The sequence below is a fragment of the Streptomyces luomodiensis genome, from assembly GCF_031679605.1.
GTDB lineage: Bacteria > Actinomycetota > Actinomycetes > Streptomycetales > Streptomycetaceae > Streptomyces > Streptomyces luomodiensis.
On sequence record NZ_CP117522.1, the window covers coordinates 5,415,561 to 5,431,271 of the forward strand.

18 protein-coding genes are annotated in these 15,711 nt (G+C 71.2%); 6 read left to right on the forward strand and 12 right to left on the reverse strand.

Translation table 11 applies throughout. The features are described 5' to 3' along the window. Positions 1 to 45: 45 nt before the first annotated feature. Positions 46 to 684 carry an RsiG family protein gene (locus PS467_RS22815; protein ID WP_311036814.1) on the reverse strand — a complete coding sequence of 213 codons (639 nt, stop codon included), beginning with the start codon at positions 682 to 684 and terminating at the stop codon, positions 46 to 48. A 146-nt stretch (positions 685 to 830) separates the two neighbouring features. On the opposite strand from PS467_RS22815, the gene dtd reads away from it, so the two are divergent. Further along, entirely contained in the window at positions 831 to 1,256 is a 426-nt protein-coding gene (gene dtd, locus PS467_RS22820) for a D-aminoacyl-tRNA deacylase (protein WP_311036815.1), read from the forward strand. 87 nt (positions 1,257 to 1,343) lie between these two features. Here dtd and ygfZ read toward each other — a convergent pair whose 3' ends face one another. The 3 genes from ygfZ to PS467_RS22835 form a co-directional block, all read right to left on the reverse strand. Continuing rightward, entirely contained in the window at positions 1,344 to 2,309 is a 966-nt protein-coding gene (gene ygfZ, locus PS467_RS22825; RefSeq protein WP_268973509.1) for a CAF17-like 4Fe-4S cluster assembly/insertion protein YgfZ, read from the reverse strand. 9 nt (positions 2,310 to 2,318) lie between these two features. Then, on the reverse strand, positions 2,319 to 2,795 hold the full coding sequence (locus tag PS467_RS22830) for a Fur family transcriptional regulator (protein ID WP_311036816.1): 477 nt from the start codon (positions 2,793 to 2,795) through the stop codon (positions 2,319 to 2,321). A 78-nt stretch (positions 2,796 to 2,873) separates the two neighbouring features. Continuing rightward, positions 2,874 to 3,437 carry a heme-binding beta-barrel domain-containing protein gene (locus PS467_RS22835; RefSeq protein WP_268973512.1) on the reverse strand — a complete coding sequence of 188 codons (564 nt, stop codon included), beginning with the start codon at positions 3,435 to 3,437 and terminating at the stop codon, positions 2,874 to 2,876. 260 nt (positions 3,438 to 3,697) lie between these two features. Between PS467_RS22835 and PS467_RS22840 the strand changes: the two genes are divergently transcribed. Continuing rightward, positions 3,698 to 4,063 (forward strand): DsrE family protein, encoded by a 366-nt coding sequence (locus tag PS467_RS22840; protein ID WP_268973513.1) that lies wholly within the window; start codon positions 3,698 to 3,700, stop codon positions 4,061 to 4,063. Positions 4,064 to 4,091: 28 nt separating this feature from the next. On the opposite strand, the gene PS467_RS22845 is transcribed toward PS467_RS22840, so the two are convergent. The 7 genes from PS467_RS22845 to PS467_RS22870 form a co-directional block, all read right to left on the reverse strand. Next, the gene (locus PS467_RS22845; RefSeq protein WP_014053929.1) at positions 4,092 to 4,349 is read right to left on the reverse strand and encodes a DUF3099 domain-containing protein; all 258 of its coding nucleotides are present in this window, start codon (positions 4,347 to 4,349) and stop codon (positions 4,092 to 4,094) included. 166 nt (positions 4,350 to 4,515) lie between these two features. Further along, complete coding sequence (locus tag PS467_RS22850; RefSeq protein WP_006603933.1) at positions 4,516 to 4,803, reverse strand: DUF1416 domain-containing protein; 288 nt, start codon at positions 4,801 to 4,803, stop codon at positions 4,516 to 4,518. 30 nt (positions 4,804 to 4,833) lie between these two features. Beyond that, positions 4,834 to 5,673 (reverse strand): sulfurtransferase, encoded by an 840-nt coding sequence (locus PS467_RS22855; protein ID WP_311036817.1) that lies wholly within the window; start codon positions 5,671 to 5,673, stop codon positions 4,834 to 4,836. A gap of 147 nt (positions 5,674 to 5,820) precedes the next feature. Beyond that, a complete protein-coding gene (locus PS467_RS42155) occupies positions 5,821 to 5,901 on the reverse strand; it encodes a putative leader peptide (RefSeq protein WP_350203226.1) in 81 nt (26 codons plus the stop codon). Positions 5,902 to 6,112: 211 nt separating this feature from the next. After that, positions 6,113 to 6,799 carry an LmeA family phospholipid-binding protein gene (locus PS467_RS22860; protein WP_268973515.1) on the reverse strand — a complete coding sequence of 229 codons (687 nt, stop codon included), beginning with the start codon at positions 6,797 to 6,799 and terminating at the stop codon, positions 6,113 to 6,115. A gap of 84 nt (positions 6,800 to 6,883) precedes the next feature. Further along, complete coding sequence (locus PS467_RS22865) at positions 6,884 to 8,215, reverse strand: hypothetical protein (protein ID WP_311036818.1); 1,332 nt, start codon at positions 8,213 to 8,215, stop codon at positions 6,884 to 6,886. An 11-nt stretch (positions 8,216 to 8,226) separates the two neighbouring features. Further along, positions 8,227 to 8,502 (reverse strand): MoaD/ThiS family protein, encoded by a 276-nt coding sequence (locus PS467_RS22870; RefSeq protein ID WP_311036819.1) that lies wholly within the window; start codon positions 8,500 to 8,502, stop codon positions 8,227 to 8,229. Positions 8,503 to 8,624: 122 nt separating this feature from the next. Between PS467_RS22870 and PS467_RS22875 the strand changes: the two genes are divergently transcribed. Next, positions 8,625 to 10,367, forward strand: coding sequence for an ABC transporter ATP-binding protein (locus PS467_RS22875; protein WP_311036820.1), 1,743 nt, complete (start codon positions 8,625 to 8,627; stop codon positions 10,365 to 10,367). Next, positions 10,364 to 12,322, forward strand: coding sequence for an ABC transporter ATP-binding protein (locus PS467_RS22880; protein ID WP_311036821.1), 1,959 nt, complete (start codon positions 10,364 to 10,366; stop codon positions 12,320 to 12,322). Before PS467_RS22875 ends, PS467_RS22880 begins: the two co-directional genes overlap by 4 nt. 142 nt (positions 12,323 to 12,464) lie before the next feature. Here PS467_RS22880 and PS467_RS22885 read toward each other — a convergent pair whose 3' ends face one another. Beyond that, entirely contained in the window at positions 12,465 to 13,427 is a 963-nt protein-coding gene (locus PS467_RS22885) for an alpha/beta hydrolase (protein ID WP_311036822.1), read from the reverse strand. Positions 13,428 to 13,681: 254 nt separating this feature from the next. On the opposite strand from PS467_RS22885, the gene PS467_RS22890 reads away from it, so the two are divergent. Both PS467_RS22890 and PS467_RS22895 read left to right on the forward strand, forming a co-directional pair. Then, entirely contained in the window at positions 13,682 to 14,494 is an 813-nt protein-coding gene (locus tag PS467_RS22890) for a response regulator transcription factor (protein ID WP_311036823.1), read from the forward strand. Positions 14,495 to 14,517: 23 nt separating this feature from the next. Continuing rightward, positions 14,518 to 15,540, forward strand: a complete 1,023-nt coding sequence (locus PS467_RS22895) for a LacI family DNA-binding transcriptional regulator (RefSeq protein ID WP_268973522.1) — start codon at positions 14,518 to 14,520, stop codon at positions 15,538 to 15,540. The last annotated feature ends 171 nt before the right edge of the window (positions 15,541 to 15,711 follow it).

Genomic DNA, 15,711 nt, shown 5'->3' on the forward strand with positions numbered 1-15,711 from the left:
AGCCTGTGGATGAAGTCGTTTCATCACACCGCACCCAGCGGATGGCTAGGCGAGCAGGTCGTCCACCTGCGCCTCTCCCTCGCGGTATCGGCGTGCGATCTCCGCGCTGCAGTCGTCCGCCGCCCGCTGGAGCTCCTGCCGCCGCCGCGACACCTGCCGCTCATGGCCGACGAGACGGGCCATCGCGCCGTGCAGCTCCTCGTCCGTACGGGCCCGCAGGTCGGAGAGCCCGACCTCGGCCAGCATCTCCTCGGCCAGCCGCTCGTACTCCGCGCTGTGCGGTGTCCCGAGCGTGACGTGGCGGGCCGAGGAACGGTGCCGCGAGGGGAGGTCCGCGAGGATCTCCGGCAGCCGGTCCACCAGCGCGGCGGGCGGCCGTTCCGCGGCCGCCGCGGGCGCCGGGTCACGGCGGTGGCCCAGCTCGGCGCGGAGGATGTCGATCCGGCCCTGGAGCAGTCTGCGCAGATAGCTCAGATCCGCCTCCTCGCGCTGTGCCACGCGGCGCAGCGCCCGCAGCTCCGGCAGGCGCAGGGCGTGCAGACCGCTCGTCGCCGCGGACGCGGGGGTCACGGCCGGCGCCGTGACGGCGGCGGAATCGGCCTGCCGCCCGCCGCGCTGGCTCGGCGGCCGTGCCGGCAGCAGACTCTCGGTGGCCAAGGGCTGCCCGGTGCCCGGTGTGATCATTGGTGTCCGTCCCCTCCTGCGATGCGTCGTTCCCGCAGTTCCTGCCCGCTTGCACCGCCTGCACGCATCGTGCCACCAGTGATGCTCCCCGTGCAGCGGCTCTCCACCCGATCGGCCCCGGATGGACGCACGGCATGATGGTCGGTATGCGTGCTGTGGTACAGAGAGTGGACGGGGCGAGCGTCGTCGTGGACGGCGAGACGGTCGGCGAGATCGTCGGCCAGGGGCTGTGCGTGCTGGTCGGGGTGACGCACGACGACACTCCGGAGAAGGCGGCCCAGCTCGCCCGCAAGCTGTGGTCGGTAAGGATCCTCCAGGGCGAGAAGTCCTGCTCGGACCTGGCCGCTCCGCTGCTGGTCATCAGCCAGTTCACGCTCTACGGCGACGCCCGTAAGGGGCGCCGGCCCACCTGGAACGCGGCGGCGCCCGGCGCGGTCGCCGAACCGCTCGTCGACGAGGTGGTGGCCCAGCTGCGGAAGCTGGGCGCGCAGGTGGAAACGGGCCGGTTCGGAGCGGACATGAAGGTCTCGCTCACGAACGACGGCCCGTTCACGGTGCTCATCGAGGTCTAGGCGCTCGCCGGGGTCCAGGCGTTCGTCGAGGTCCACATGCTGATCGAGATCCGGCGGGCGCCCGCCTCGACGGAGAGCGGAAGGTTCCTACGGCTCCACGACCGTCTCCTGTGCGGCGGCCGTGGAGTCCGCGATCAGCTCCGCGTCCACCGGCACATTGCGCTTGACCAGCGCGAGCGCGATCGGCCCCAGCTCGTGGTGGCGGGCCGAGGAGGTGACGAACCCCAGCTGGCGGCCCTCCTCGCCCTCCGAGGCCAGACGTATGGGCGCGCCGTGGGACGGCAGCTTCACCTCGCTGCCGTCGAGGTGGAGGAAGACCAGCCGGCGCGGTGGCTTCCCCAGGTTCTGCACCCGGGCGACCGTCTCCTGGCCGCGGTAGCAGCCCTTCTGCAGATGGACCGCGGAGCCGATCCACCCCAGCTCGTGCGGGATGGTGCGGTGGTCGGTCTCCAGGCCGACCCGCGGCCGGTGGGCCTCGACGCGCAGCGCCTCGTACGCGAGCACGCCGATCGGCGGGCCGCTCGCCTCGGCGAAGGCGGTGAGCCGCGCACGCGGCAGGAAGAGGTCCCGGCCGTGCGGGGTTTCGCGGACGACGGCGTCCTCGGGGGCGTCGGCGATGCTGCCCGCCGGGAGGTGGACGATCGCGTAGTCGTCGGTGCGGTCCGCGATGTCGACCCGGTAGAAGAACTTCATGCTCTCCAGGTAGGCGATCAGATCGCCCTGGCTGCCGGGTTCCACATGGGCCCAGGTGGTCTCGCCGTCGTCGACGAGATAGAGCGCGTGTTCGATGTGGCCGTGGGCGGAGAGGATCAGCGCTTCGGTGGCCTGTCCCGGCGGCAGTTCGCTGACGTGCTGGGTGAGCAGCAGATGCAGCCAGCTGAGCCGGTCGGCACCGCTGACCGTGACCACTCCGCGGTGCGAGAGGTCCACGAAGCCGGTGCCGTCGGCGAGCGCGCGCTGCTCGCGGAACAGGTCGCCGTAGTGGGCGGCGACGCCTTCGTCGGGGCCCTCGCCGGGGACGGCGCCGGGCAGCGACAGCAAAGGGCTCTTCATGAACTCAGCCTACGACCTGCGGGCTCGTCCCTCGCCGGAACCGTTTTCGGCGCCGTCTCCTCCGTGCCGCTCGGCGGAACACGAGGCGCACCGACCGAAGATCGCGAAGTGCTTCAGATCGGTGTCGAAGCCGAAGTCCGCCCGGAGCTGCCGGGTGAAGGAGTCGGCCACGGAGACATCGGCCTCGATCACATCGGTGCAGTCCCGGCACACCATATGGATGTGGTGGTGCCGGTCGGCCAGATGGTACGTGGGGGCGCCGTGTCCGAGATGGGCATGGCTGACCAGGCCCAGCTCCTCCAGCAGCTCCAGCGTGCGGTAAACCGTGGAGATGTTGACGCCGCTCGCGGTGCGGCGCACCTCGGTGAGGATGTCGTCCGGAGTGGCGTGCTCCAGATGATCGACGGCTTCGAGCACGAGCTGGCGCTGCGGGGTCAGGCGGTAGCCGCGCTCCCGCAGATCTGTCTTCCAGTCGGTGGTCGCCACGGTGCAAGTGTAGGCGCGCTCACGGCCGTCGGCCGGACTCAGCGGTGGAGAACCGGACTCAGCGGTGGAGAACCGGACTCAGCGGAAGAAGGCGATCCCGTCGTCCGGCAGGTCCTTGAGGTCCTTGGCCCACTCCCGGGGGTCGACGACCTTCTTCAGGTGCGCGGACATGTACGGGCGCAGCTCGACCTCGGGGGTGGCCTTCTCGCCGACCCACATCAGGTCGCTGTTCACATAGCCGTACAGCCGCTTGCCGCCCGAGTACGGGCCCGCCTGCGCGGTGCGCGCCACCGCGTCCGTGGCCAGGTCGATCTGCGGCTTGCCCTCCGCGAGCTCGCCGTACCAGATCTCGACGACGCCCTGGTCGCGGCTCATCACGACCTCGACCTTGCGGTCCTTGTCGATCCGCCAGTAGCCGGACTCGCTCTCCAGGGGGCGGACCTTCTTGCCCTCGGAGTCCAGCACCCAGGTGTGCGAGACGTACTCGATGAAGTCCCGGCCGTCGTGCGTGAAGGTGGCCTCCTGGCCGAAGTTGCACTTCTCGGCCCCGGGGAAGTCCGATACGCCGGCGCCTTCCCAGTTGCCCAGGAGGAAGGCGAGCGGCACGAGGTCCGGGTGGAGGTCGGAGGGGATCTGGATCATGAATTCAGTCGATCTGTCGAGAGTCGAGCCGGGGCGACGGGGCGGGAGCGGTTCAGCGCTGGCCCTGGTACAGCTTCTTCCAGGTCAGCGCACAGAAGCCGAGCGTGGCCACGGCGACCAGGATCATCAGGGTGGTGAAGACTGCCTCAAGCACGAGCGCGCTCCTCGGAACAGATGACGGACGCCCCCGAGTCTAGTCGGCGCCGGGGCGGCCGGTGGAGCGAGGTGGCCGCGCGGCGTCCGCGCCTAAGGTTGACGGTATGGCGAAGAAGCTGGTGATCAAGGTGACGGCGGGTGCGGACGCTCCTGAGCGGTGCTCCCAGGCGTTCACGGTGGCGGCGGTGGCCGCGGCGAGCGGGGTGGCGGTCTCGCTCTGGCTGACCGGGGAGTCGGCGTGGTTCGCGCTGCCGGGTCGGGCGGCGGAGTTCGAGCTTCCGCACGCGGCGCCGCTGCCGGACCTGATCGACGGCATCCTTACGGGCGGCGGCACGATCACGGTGTGCAGCCAGTGCGCGGCGCGCCGGGAGATCGAGGAGAAGGATCTGATCGAGGGTGCGCGGATCGCGGGCGCTCAGGTCTTCGTGAGCGAGATCATGCCGGACGGCGTCCAGGCGCTCGTGTACTGAGACGGGCGCACACCCCGGCAGGCCCCGGTCAGTGGCGGTGGTTGTGCTCGTCCAGCTCCCGCCACCACCGGTCGGACTCCTCGTCCCCCGACTCGTCCCACCACCGGTCGTCCGGGCCCCGGCGATTGGCGACGATGGCCGCCAGGGGCGGGATCACCATGGCGACGATGCACATCGCGACGGCGGCGGGGACGGACCACAGACGCACAAAGGCCCATGCCGAGATGAAGAGCGTCAGACACGCGCCCATCAGGAAGAAGTATGCGTGGCGGCGTCGCGCGTACATATGTCCAGCGTACGTCCGGGACCGCCGCGCCGACAGACGAGCCGACAGACGAACGGCCGCGCCCCCGGCATGAGGTAGGGCGCGCACGACGGAGGGCCGCACCCCGCCGAGGCGTCCAACCCCGGGGTGCGGCCCTCCGGCCGTGTGTCACGACGCGTCGTCGGCGTCAGACGGCGATGGCGACCTCCGCCAGCCCGCCCTTCTGGGCGACGACCGTGCGGTCCGCGGTGCCGCCCGGAACCAGGGCGCGCAGCGTCCAGGTGCCCTCGGCTGCGTAGAAGCGGAACTGTCCGGTCGCGGAGGTTGGGACCTCGGCGGTGAACTCACCGGTGCTGTCCAGGAGGCGGACGTACCCGGTGACGGGCTCGCCGTCGCGGGTCACCGAACCCTGGATGGTGGTCTCACCGGGCTTGATCGTCGAGGCGTCGGGGCCGCCGGCCTGGGCTCCACACATGGCTGTCTGTCCTTACGTTCGGGATGGGGGTCAGCTGTTGGCGCCGAGCTCGATCGGCACGCCGACCAGCGAGCCGTACTCGGTCCAGGAACCGTCGTAGTTCTTGACGTTGGGCTGGCCGAGCAGCTCGTGCAGGACGAACCAGGTGTGAGCGGAGCGCTCACCGATACGGCAGTAGGCGATGGTGTCCTTCGACAGGTCGACGCCCTCGGCCTCGTAGAGCTCCTTGAGCTCGTCGTCGGACTTGAAGGTGCCGTCGTCGTTGGCCGACTTCGACCACGGGATGTTGCGGGCGGACGGGACGTGGCCCGGACGCTGCGACTGCTCCTGCGGGAGGTGGGCCGGGGCGAGCAGCTTGCCGGAGAACTCGTCGGGGGAGCGCACGTCGACCAGGTTCAGCGAGCCGATGGCGGCCACGACGTCGTCGCGGAAGGCGCGGATCGAGGTGTCCTGCTCCTTGGCCTTGTACTCGGTCTTCGCCCGGCTCGGGACCTCGGCGACCAGGTCGCGGGAGTCGAGCTCCCACTTCTTGCGGCCGCCGTCGAGCAGCTTGACGTCCTGGTGGCCGTAGAGCTTGAAGTACCAGTAGGCGTAGGCCGCGAACCAGTTGTTGTTGCCGCCGTACAGCACGACCGTGTCGTCGTTGGCGATGCCCTTCTCCGACAGGAGCTTCTCGAAGCCGGCCTGGTCGACGAAGTCACGGCGCACCGGGTCCTGGAGGTCCTGCTTCCAGTCGATCCGGATGGCGTTCTTGATGTGGTTCTTGTCGTAGGCCGAGGTGTCCTCGTCCACCTCGACGATGACCGTCTTGGGGTCGTCGATACGGGCCTGGACCCAGTCGGCGTCCACCAGGACGTCACTGCGGCTCATGTTCTCTCCTCCGGGGCAGTTGCGGCGGTACGGGCACGCTCGTGGCGCGGCGCCGCGCTGGGCGTGCGGCGGGCGTACGAGCGAAGTGCGGGAAGGCCCGGCGACGGGCCGAAGAGGGCTGGTCCGGGTACCCCGGACCGCGTCCGTTCAGACGGTGCGACAGAGCATGGCGGCGACGCGGCACAGGTCGACTGCCCGCCGCTTCGTGAGATCCGCCTGTCGCTTCATGGGTCCGATCGTAGGGACGGACAGGCGGGCATGTCACCGGCGTGTCGGATGGTGAGACGCTTTCGTCCGGGCTCTGAGATGAGAGAGGTGTGCGCGCCGGGGAGGCGGGGTCGCCTGGGCAGGCGAGGGCCACGGGCGTGCGCCGGCGCGGACGAGATCGTCTCAGTCCATGGACCAGGGGGTGGGATCGGCGCCCCTGGTGCCGATCACGTCAGCCCGTCAGTTGGACGTTATTACCCGTGACCGAGACGTCTATGCCGTCCTTGGTGGTCGCGACCTTGTCCAGCCGCATACCCGTGGGCAGTCCGTCGATCTTCCGCTCCATATCGGCCTTCTCGCGCACCTTGTCCTCCCACTGGGGGATGCCGCCGCCCGGGATCGATTCGGCGTGCAGCCGGATGGTGTCGCCGTTCACGATGCTGACCTGGGAGTGGGCGGTGAGGCTGAGACCCAGCAGACTGCCGGTGATCTTGACCTTGTTGGTCCCCGACGAGTCGTAGGCGACCGTCACCCCGGGACCCGCGGCCTGTGAGAGGTCCGCGTAGCTGATGTGGGCCGAGCCGGTGGCGCGGTCGGCGCTGGCGGACGAGAAGCTGCCCGAGATGCGGACGTCGTGCAGCTGGGCGTCGAGCTCGGTGACCCGGACGCTGCGGCCGTCGACGGCGTCCGTCGTCAGCCCGTCCACCCCGACGTCGACCTCGTCCAGCTCCTTGCCCGCGACCTGGGTGAGGAACGGAAAGCCCTTGATCGAGACATTGGGGGTGCTGGCCAGGCCCTGGGAACTCTTGATCTTGTCGGCGGCCTTCGACTCGGCGATGTACACCGCGATGCGATCGGCGGCCACGAAGAGGCCGCCGAGTATCACGACGACGATCAGGGTGATGCGTAGTGCGCGCATGGGATGGGTCCCCCCAGGTTCTCGCTCAGGCGTTCGCCTGAGGTTGCCGAGCCTAACCGGAGCAGGGAAACGGGAGCCGGGCCGTCAGCCCAGGGCGCGGCCGATCACATAGACCACCGGAGCGGCGGCCGCGAGCGGCAGCGCCACGCCCGCCGTCATGTGGACGAAGCGCGACGGGTAGTCGTAGCCGGCCACCCGGTGGCCGATCAGCGCGCACGCCCCGGCCGCGAACCCCAGCAGGGCGGCGGTGGAGGTGCCCGTTCCGGTGAGCTGCCCGGCCCCGGCCCCGGCGCCCGTGGCGGCCGCCAGCGCGACCACGACGGCGGCGGCGGTCGGCAGCGGCACCGCCCGGACCAGCACGGCCGCGGCGACGGCGGCCGCCCCCAGCACCACGGCGTCCGAGGACTCGGCGACAGCGGTCAGATACCCGGCCGCCAGTACGGTGAGCGCGGTGGACGCCACGGTGGCCGTGAGCCCGTACAGCCGCTCGTCCGGGGAGGCGTGGCTGCGCAGCTGGAGGACCAGCACCAGCAGCAGCCAGACGCCGATGGTGCCGATCACGACCGTCGGCGCGTGGTCCCGCTCGGTGGTGAGCAGCCCGATGTCGGCGGCCAGACCGCCCGCGTAGGCGAGCGCGATGCCCTGCCGGGCGGGCCACATGCCGTTCAGCCGGAACCAGCCGGCCGCCGTGACCGCCTGCAACACCGCCACCACGACGGCGACCGCCGGGCGGCCCAGCGGCGCGGCGGCCGCGAGCAGAGCGGCGATCACGGAGGTCAAGGCGGCGGGGACGAACCCCGGCGGGAGGATCTGCGGACGGCCCTCGGCGCGGGCCTTCTCGGCGGCGGTGAGCGGCCGGTCCGGCTGCGGGGCGGTGGGCTCGGCGGTCGCGGTCGCGGTCGCGGTCGCGGTCGCGGTGGCGGTGGGCGCGGCCTGTGCGGCCTGCGTCGAGGCCTGTGCGTGAGCCTGCGCCTGTGCCTGTGTGTGGGCCTGTGCCTGTGCGTGGTCGGCGGGCTGGTAGCGCTGCTGCGGCTGGTGCTGCTGGTGATCCCAGCCGTGGGCGTACTGCCCCTGGTGGCCCTGCTGGGCTTGGTGGCCCTGCTGGGCGGCGGCGTACGGGTCCGCGTACGGCTGCTGTGCGTATTGCTGCTGCGGCGGCTGCTGGTACTGCTGCTGCTGCTGCGGCTGGGCCTGTGCGTACCCCTGCTGCTGCGGATACCCCTCGTACCCCGGCCAGTCGGCCGGTTGCTGCTGGGCGCCCTGGCCGTGACCGCCGTAAGGAGGCGCGCTCTGGTCGTGTCCGCCGTAAGGAGCCTCGTACGACCCGTACGGGGGATACGGCTGGTCGTACGGCTGGTGCTGCTGCTGGTGAGGCTCGTGGGGTTGGTGCTGGGGCTGGTGCGGCTGGTTGCTCATGAGCTCGGGGGTCACCCTCCTGCGAACGGCGGGAGCACCTCGACCGTGCCGCCCTCGGCGAGTTGGATCGTCTTGTGGTCCCGGGTGCCGACGGGGGCTCCGTCGACCAGGAACGAACAGCGCAGCAGGACCCGCGCGAACTCCGGCCGCGCGAGGTGCCGCTCCCGGGCCGCGTCGAGCGCCTCCGCCAGCGTCCACGCGGTGTACGGCTCCTCCGTGGTACCGGCCGCGGCGCGGGCGGCGGCCCAGTACCGGATGGTCCCGGCGGGCGTGTTCATCATCGCCATCGCGATCCCTTTCCCGTCATCTGCCGCCTCCATGATGACGGGTGCGGGCACGCCCCAGGACACCGCGCGCGGTTCGTCGAAAATACGGACGGTTCAGCACGACCGTCGCTTAAGGTTTTCGTGTGCTGGTACGACTGATACGGGCGTATCTGAGGCCCTATACCCGAACGATCACGTTGATCGTTTTATTACAGCTGGTACAGACGCTCGCCACCCTCTACCTGCCCACGCTGAACGCGGACATCATCGACAGCGGAGTGGTCACGGGCGACACCGGCTACATCCTCCGTGTCGGCGGGCTGATGATCGCCGTCACACTCGTCCAGATCGTGTGCGCCGCGGGCGCCGTCTACTTCAGCGCCCGCACCTCCATGGCGCTCGGCCGTGATGTGCGCGCCGCCGTCTTCGACCGGGTGCAGTCCTTCTCCGCCCGCGAGGTGGGCCACTTCGGGGCGCCGTCCCTGATCACCCGCACCACCAACGATGTGCAGCAGGTGCAGCTGCTGTGCCTGCTGTCCTTCACGCTGATGGTCTCGGCGCCGATCATGTGCGTGGGCGGCGTCGTCATGGCGCTCAACCAGGACGTTCCCCTGTCCGGGCTGCTCCTGCTCATCGTGCCGACCCTGGGCCTCGTCGTCACGCTCATCGTCCGCCGGATGCGGCCGCTGTTCCGCGACGTCCAGGCGCGCATCGACACCGTCAACCGGGTGCTGCGCGAGCAGATCACCGGCATCCGGGTCATCCGCGCCTTCGTCCGCGACACCCATGAGCGCGACCGCTTCACCGCCGCCAACACCGGGCTGATGGACGTCTCGCTGCGCGCCGGGCGGCTGATGTCGCTGATGTTCCCGGTCGTGATGCTGGTGGTGAACCTGTCCAGCGTCGCGGTCGTCTGGTTCGGCGGACAGCGCATCGACAGCGGGGGTATGCAGGTCGGCGCGCTGACCGCGTTCCTCAGCTATCTGATGCAGATCCTGACGTCCGTGATGATGGCCACCTTCATGTTCATGATGGTGCCGAGGGCCGAGGTGTGCGCCGAGCGCATCCAGGAGGTGCTGGACACCGAGACCAGCGTCATGCCGCCGCTTCAGCCCGTCGCGCCCGCGCCCGCGGCCGCCGGACGGGGGCTGCTGGAGCTGCGGGGGGTGGAGTTCCGCTACCCGGGGGCCGACGAGCCCGTGCTGCGCGACATCTCGCTGATCGCCCGGCCCGGCCGGACCACCGCCGTCATCGGCTCGACCGGCAGCGGCAAGTCGACCCTGCTGGGGCTGGTGCCGCGGCTGTTCGACGCGACCGACGGCAGCGTCCACATCGACGGGGTGGACGTGCGCGACCTCGACCCGGAGGTGATGGCCAGGACCATCGGGCTCGTCCCGCAGAAGCCGTATCTCTTCTCCGGCACGGTCGCCTCGAACCTGCGGTACGGCAATCCCGACGCCACCGACGAGGAGCTGTGGCAGGCCCTGGAGACGGCCCAGGCGCGGGAGTTCGTGGCGGCCATGGAGGGCGGTCTGGACGCCCCGATCGCCCAGGGCGGGACCAACGTGTCCGGCGGTCAGCGGCAGCGGCTGGCGATCGCCCGCGCCCTGGTCCGCAAGCCGTCCGTCTACCTCTTCGACGACTCCTTCTCCGCGCTGGACTACGCCACCGACGCCCGGCTGAGAGCGGCGCTCGCGGACGAGACGGAGGACACGACGGTCGTCATCGTCGCCCAGCGGGTGTCCACCATCCGGAGCGCCGATCTGATCGTGGTGCTCGACGCCGGGCGGATCGTCGGCGCCGGAACCCACGGCGAGCTGATGGCCGGCAATGAGACCTACCGCGAGATCGTGCTCTCCCAGCTCACCGAACAGGAGGCGGCATGAGCGGCACCACGGCCCCCCGGAGGGGCCCGGCGCCCGCCGCCGGGCCCGGACGCTTCATGGGCGGGCAGCCGACCGAGCGGTCCATGGACTTCCGCGGCTCCAGCCGCCGGCTGCTGGCCCGGCTGCGCCCCGAGCGCGGTATCGCGCTGCTGGTGCTCGCGCTGTGCACGGTCAGCATCGGCCTGTCGGTGGCGGGACCGAAGATCCTCGGCGAGGCCACCGACCTGATCTTCGCGGGCATCGTCGGACGGCAGCTGCCCGACGGCGTCAGCAAGGAGCAGGCCGTCCAGCGGCTGCGCGACCGGGACCAGGGCACGGTCGCCGACATGGTCGCCTCGATGGACGTCACCCCCGGCCAGGGCATCGACTTCCACGCGGTCGGCACCGTGCTGCTGTGGGTCACGGCGCTGTACGCCGCCGCCTCGCTGCTGAACCTCGTCCAGGCGCGGGTGGCCACGGCCGTCGTCCAGCGCGCGGTCTTCCGGCTGCGCGAGGACGTGGAGCACAAGCTGGCGCGGCTGCCGCTGTCGTACTTCGACCGGCAGTCGCGCGGTGAGGTGCTCTCCCGCGCCACCAACGACATCGACAACATCCAGCAGACGCTCCAGCAGACCCTCAGCCAGATCATGGCCTCGCTGCTGACGATCGTGGGCGTGCTGGCGATGATGTTCTGGATCTCGCCGCTGCTGGCGCTGGTGGCGCTGGTCACCGTCCCGGTCTCGGTCTGGGTCACCACGCGCATCGGCAAACGCGCCCAGCCGCAGTTCGTCGCCCAGTGGAAGACCACGGGCACGCTCAACGCCCATGTCGAGGAGATGTACACCGGCCACTCGCTGGTGAAGGTCTTCGGACGGGAGAAGGAGTCCGCGCGAGAGTTCCGGGAGCAGAACGACAAGCTCTACGAGGCGGGGTTCCGGGCCCAGTTCATCTCGGGGCTGATCCAGCCCGCGATGATGTTCATCGGCAACCTCAACTACGTGCTGGTGGCCGTGGTCGGCGGGCTCCGGGTGGCCACGGGGGCGCTGTCGATCGGCGACGTCCAGGCGTTCGTCCAGTACTCCCGGCAGTTCAGCCAGCCGCTCACCCAGGTGGCCTCCATGGCCAACCTGGTGCAGTCGGGCGTGGCCTCCGCCGAGCGGGTCTTCGAGCTGCTGGACGCGCCCGAGCAGAGCGCGGAGCCGGTGGACGCACGGCGGCCGGAGGCGGTGCGGGGGCGGGTCGCGTTCGAGCAGGTCTCCTTCCGCTACCAGCCGGACAAGCCGCTCATCGACGGCCTGTCGCTGTCGGTGCGGCCTGGGCAGACCGTGGCCATCGTCGGCCCGACCGGCGCCGGGAAGACCACGCTGGTCAATCTGCTGATGCGGTTCTACGAGGTCAGCGGCGGGCGGATCACGCTGGACGGGGTGGACATCGCCCAGATGACACGGGAGGAGCTGCGCTCCCATATCGGGATGGTGCTCCAGGACACCTGGCTCTTCGGCGGCACGATCGCCGAGAACATCGCCTACGGCGCGCGGGAGGCGAGCTTCGAGGAGATCGTGGCGGCGGCGAAGGCCACCTATGTGGACCGCTTCGTACGGATGCTGCCGGACGGCTACGACACGGTGATCGACGAAGAGGGGTCCAACGTCAGCGCCGGGGAGAAGCAGCTGATCACGATCGCCCGCGCGTTCCTCTCGGCGCCGTCGATCCTGGTGCTGGACGAGGCCACGAGCTCGGTCGACACCCGGACCGAGGTCCTCATCCAGCGGGCGATGGCCTCGCTGCGGAGCGGCCGTACGAGCTTCGTGATCGCGCACCGGCTGTCGACGATCCGCGACGCGGACGTGATCCTGGTGATGGAGGCGGGGCGGATCGTGGAGCAGGGCTCCCACGAGACGCTCCTGGCGGCCGGTGGCGCGTATGCCCGGCTCTACGCGTCCCAGTTCGCCGAGCCGGTGGCCGAAGCGGAGTGAGCGCGCCCACGTGTGGGTCGCTCGGGCATGGGCTGCTCGGGCGTGGGCTTGTTCGGTGCTCGGGCCGCTCGGGCGTGGGCGACTCCGGCGTGGGCGACTCCGGCGTGGGCTGCTCGGGCTCGGCCGCTCGGGCGTAGGCCGCTCAGGCGTGGGTCGCGGCCCAGTCGGCGATGCGGGTCAGCAGGGCGGGGGAGGCGGCGGTCTCCGCGTGCCCGTAGCCCGGTTCGATCCACAGCTCCGTGCTGGCCGGGTCCGCCGCCGACGCCAGCATCCGCGGATGGTCCAGCGGGAAGTACGGGTCCCGGTCGCCGTGCACGATCAGCAGCGGCGTCGGCGCGATCAGCGGCGCGGCGGCCACCGGGGGCAGCGGATCGACGCCCCAGCCGCGGGGGTCGATCCGGGTGCGCAGCCCGTAGCGGGAGACCAGCCGGCCCGCCGGGCGGGTGACCGCCCAGTGCACCCGCCGCATGGGCGCGGTGCCCCGGTAGTACCAGCGGGCGGGTGCGCTCACCGCGACCACGGCATCGGGCGCCGCGTCGAGCGTGGCGTCGGATGACGCGCCCGACGCCGCCCCGCCGATACGCTCCGTGCGCCCTTGTGAGCGCCCCGTGCGCTCCTCATTGTGTACAGCGCGCTCCCCTTCGTGTACGCCGTGCATCGGCCGGATGTCTTCGTGCGGCCGGTACAGCGCCGCCTGCCGGATCACCACCGAGCCGCCCATCGAAAAGCCGACCGTGGCGACCCGCCGATGTCCCAGCCGGCGCGCCCAGCGCACCGCGGCGACCAGGTCCAGCACCTCGCGATCGCCGACCGTGGACCGTCCGCCGGACCGGCCATGGCCCCGGAAGGAGAACGTGATCACGGCCGTACGCTGGCGAAACGCCGAGGCCACCCGCCGCAGCGCGGGCCGCTCCAGGGCGCCGGTGAAGCCGTGCCCGACCACCAGCGCGAGCGGGCCGGAGGGTTCGCCGCCGGGTGCCGGGGAAGGCTCGTACCGGGCCTCGATCGGGACCCCGTCCTCGGTCAGCAGAGTGGCCCGTCGCACCCCCGTGGCGGCCGTGGAAAGACAACGGGGAGCGGATTCGGTCTCTCCGGCACATGTCATGTGGGTTATTCTGCTGTGAAGAGGATCCGGGCAACGTAGCCCCCGGGTCCTTTTGTGCTTTCAGGGCGTGATGCGCGTTTGAGCGCGCAGCCGCTCCAAGGGCGCGGAGCGTAACCGTACGAAGTAGTAGCCGCAGACTCCCCCGGGCGCTGCCCGGGAGGTGCCCCTCTCGCAAGGGACCGAGGAGGAACCGACGTAATGGGCGAGCGAAGCGAGCACACACTCGAGATCACGGCAGGGGCGGGTGGTGGACGATGAGTTCCCTCCTGCTGCTGACCAACGCACTCCAGCCCTCGACGGAGGTGCTCCCCGCCCTCGGCCTGCTGCTGCACAGCGTGCGGGTGGCCCCCGCGGAGGGCCCGGCCCTGGTGGACACCCCCGGCGCCGATGTCATCCTGATCGACGGCCGCCGCGATCTGCCGCAGGTGCGCAGCCTGTGTCAGCTGCTGCGGTCCACCGGCCCCGGCTGTCCGCTGATCCTGGTGGTGACCGAGGGCGGGCTCGCCGCCGTCACCGCCGACTGGGGCATCGACGACGTGCTGCTGGACACCGCGGGCCCGGCGGAGGTCGAGGCCCGGCTGCGGCTGGCCATGGGCCGCCAGCAGATCACCACCGACGACAGCCCGATGGAGATCCGCAACGGCGATCTGTCGGTCGACGAGGCCACGTACAGCGCCAAGCTCAAGGGCCGTGTGCTCGATCTCACATTCAAGGAGTTCGAGCTGCTGAAGTACCTCGCCCAGCATCCCGGCCGGGTCTTCACCCGGGCGCAGCTGCTCCAGGAGGTCTGGGGCTACGACTACTTCGGCGGCACCCGCACCGTGGACGTCCACGTCCGGCGGCTGCGCGCCAAGCTCGGCCCGGAGCACGAGTCGTTGATCGGCACCGTGCGGAACGTGGGCTACCGCTTCGTCGCGCCGGAGAAGGTCGAGCGCGCCGCCGAGGAGGCTCGGGCCAAGGCGACGGCGCGGGGCGACGGCGCGGGCGACGCGGCGCGGGGCGGGCATCCCGACGGGGCGGCCGACTCCGTGGGGAAGGCCGCGGCCGCACGACCGGCCAACAGCTAGCTGGACCCGCGTAGACTTCGCGCGTGGCCAAGGTGACGCGGGATGATGTGGCAAGGCTTGCGGGTACGTCGACCGCGGTCGTCAGTTACGTCATCAATAACGGACCCCGGCCGGTCGCCCCGGCCACGCGCGAGCGGGTGCTTGCCGCGATCAAGGAGCTCGGCTATCGGCCGGACCGGGTCGCGCAGGCGATGGCGAGCCGCCGGACGGATCTCATAGGGCTGATCGTGCCGGACGCCCGGCAGCCGTTCTTCGCGGAGATGGCGCACGCCGTCGAGCAGGCGGCCGCCGAGCGCGGAAAGATGGTGCTGGTCGGCAACTCCGACTACCTCGACGAGCGCGAGGTGCACTATCTGCGCGCCTTCCTGGGGATGCGGGTGTCCGGGCTGATCCTCATCAGCCAGGGCCCGAGCGAGAACGCGGCGGCCGAGATCGAGGCGTGGGACGCCCGGGTGGTGCTGCTGCACGAGCGGCCCGAGGCGATCGACGACGTGGCGGTGGTGCTGGACGACATCGGCGGCGCGCAGCTGGCGGTGCGGCATCTGCTGGAGCACGGCCACGACTACGTGGCCTGCCTCGGCGGCACCGAGATAACCCCGACCGTCGGCGACCCCGTCACCGACCACGTCGCGGGCTGGCGCCGCGCGATGCAGGAGGCGGGGCGGCCCACGGAGGGGCGGCTCTTCCAGGCCCCGTACAACCGGTACGACGCGTACAAGGTCGCCCTCGAGCTGCTGGCCGGCCCGGACCGGCCCCCGGCGATCTTCTGCGCCACCGACGACCAGGCGTTCGGGGTACTGCGGGCGGCGCGTGAGCTGCGGATCGACGTACCGGGGGAGCTGGCGGTGGCCGGCTTCGACGATGTGAAGGAAGCCCACCTCACCGACCCGCCGCTGACCACGGTCGGCTCCGACCGCCCCGCGATGGCGCGCGCCGCGGTCGATCTGGTGCTGGAGGACGGCGTCCGCCTGGCCAACTCCCGCCGCGAACGGGTCAAGCAGTTCCCCTCGGCGCTGGTGGTCCGCCGCTCCTGCGGTTGCGCGTAGCGCGGTTGCGCGTAGCGCTTCTGCACGAGTCGGGGCCCGGGGGCCCCGACGGCCCCGGCTGCTGTTGCCGTCCGGCGGGTGTGGCCCTGCGGGTCTGCGCCGTGTCCTCGGCGAGGCAGCCGTCTTACGGCGAGGGGCCGATGCCGAGGCTCGTTCCAGGGGCGGTGGTGT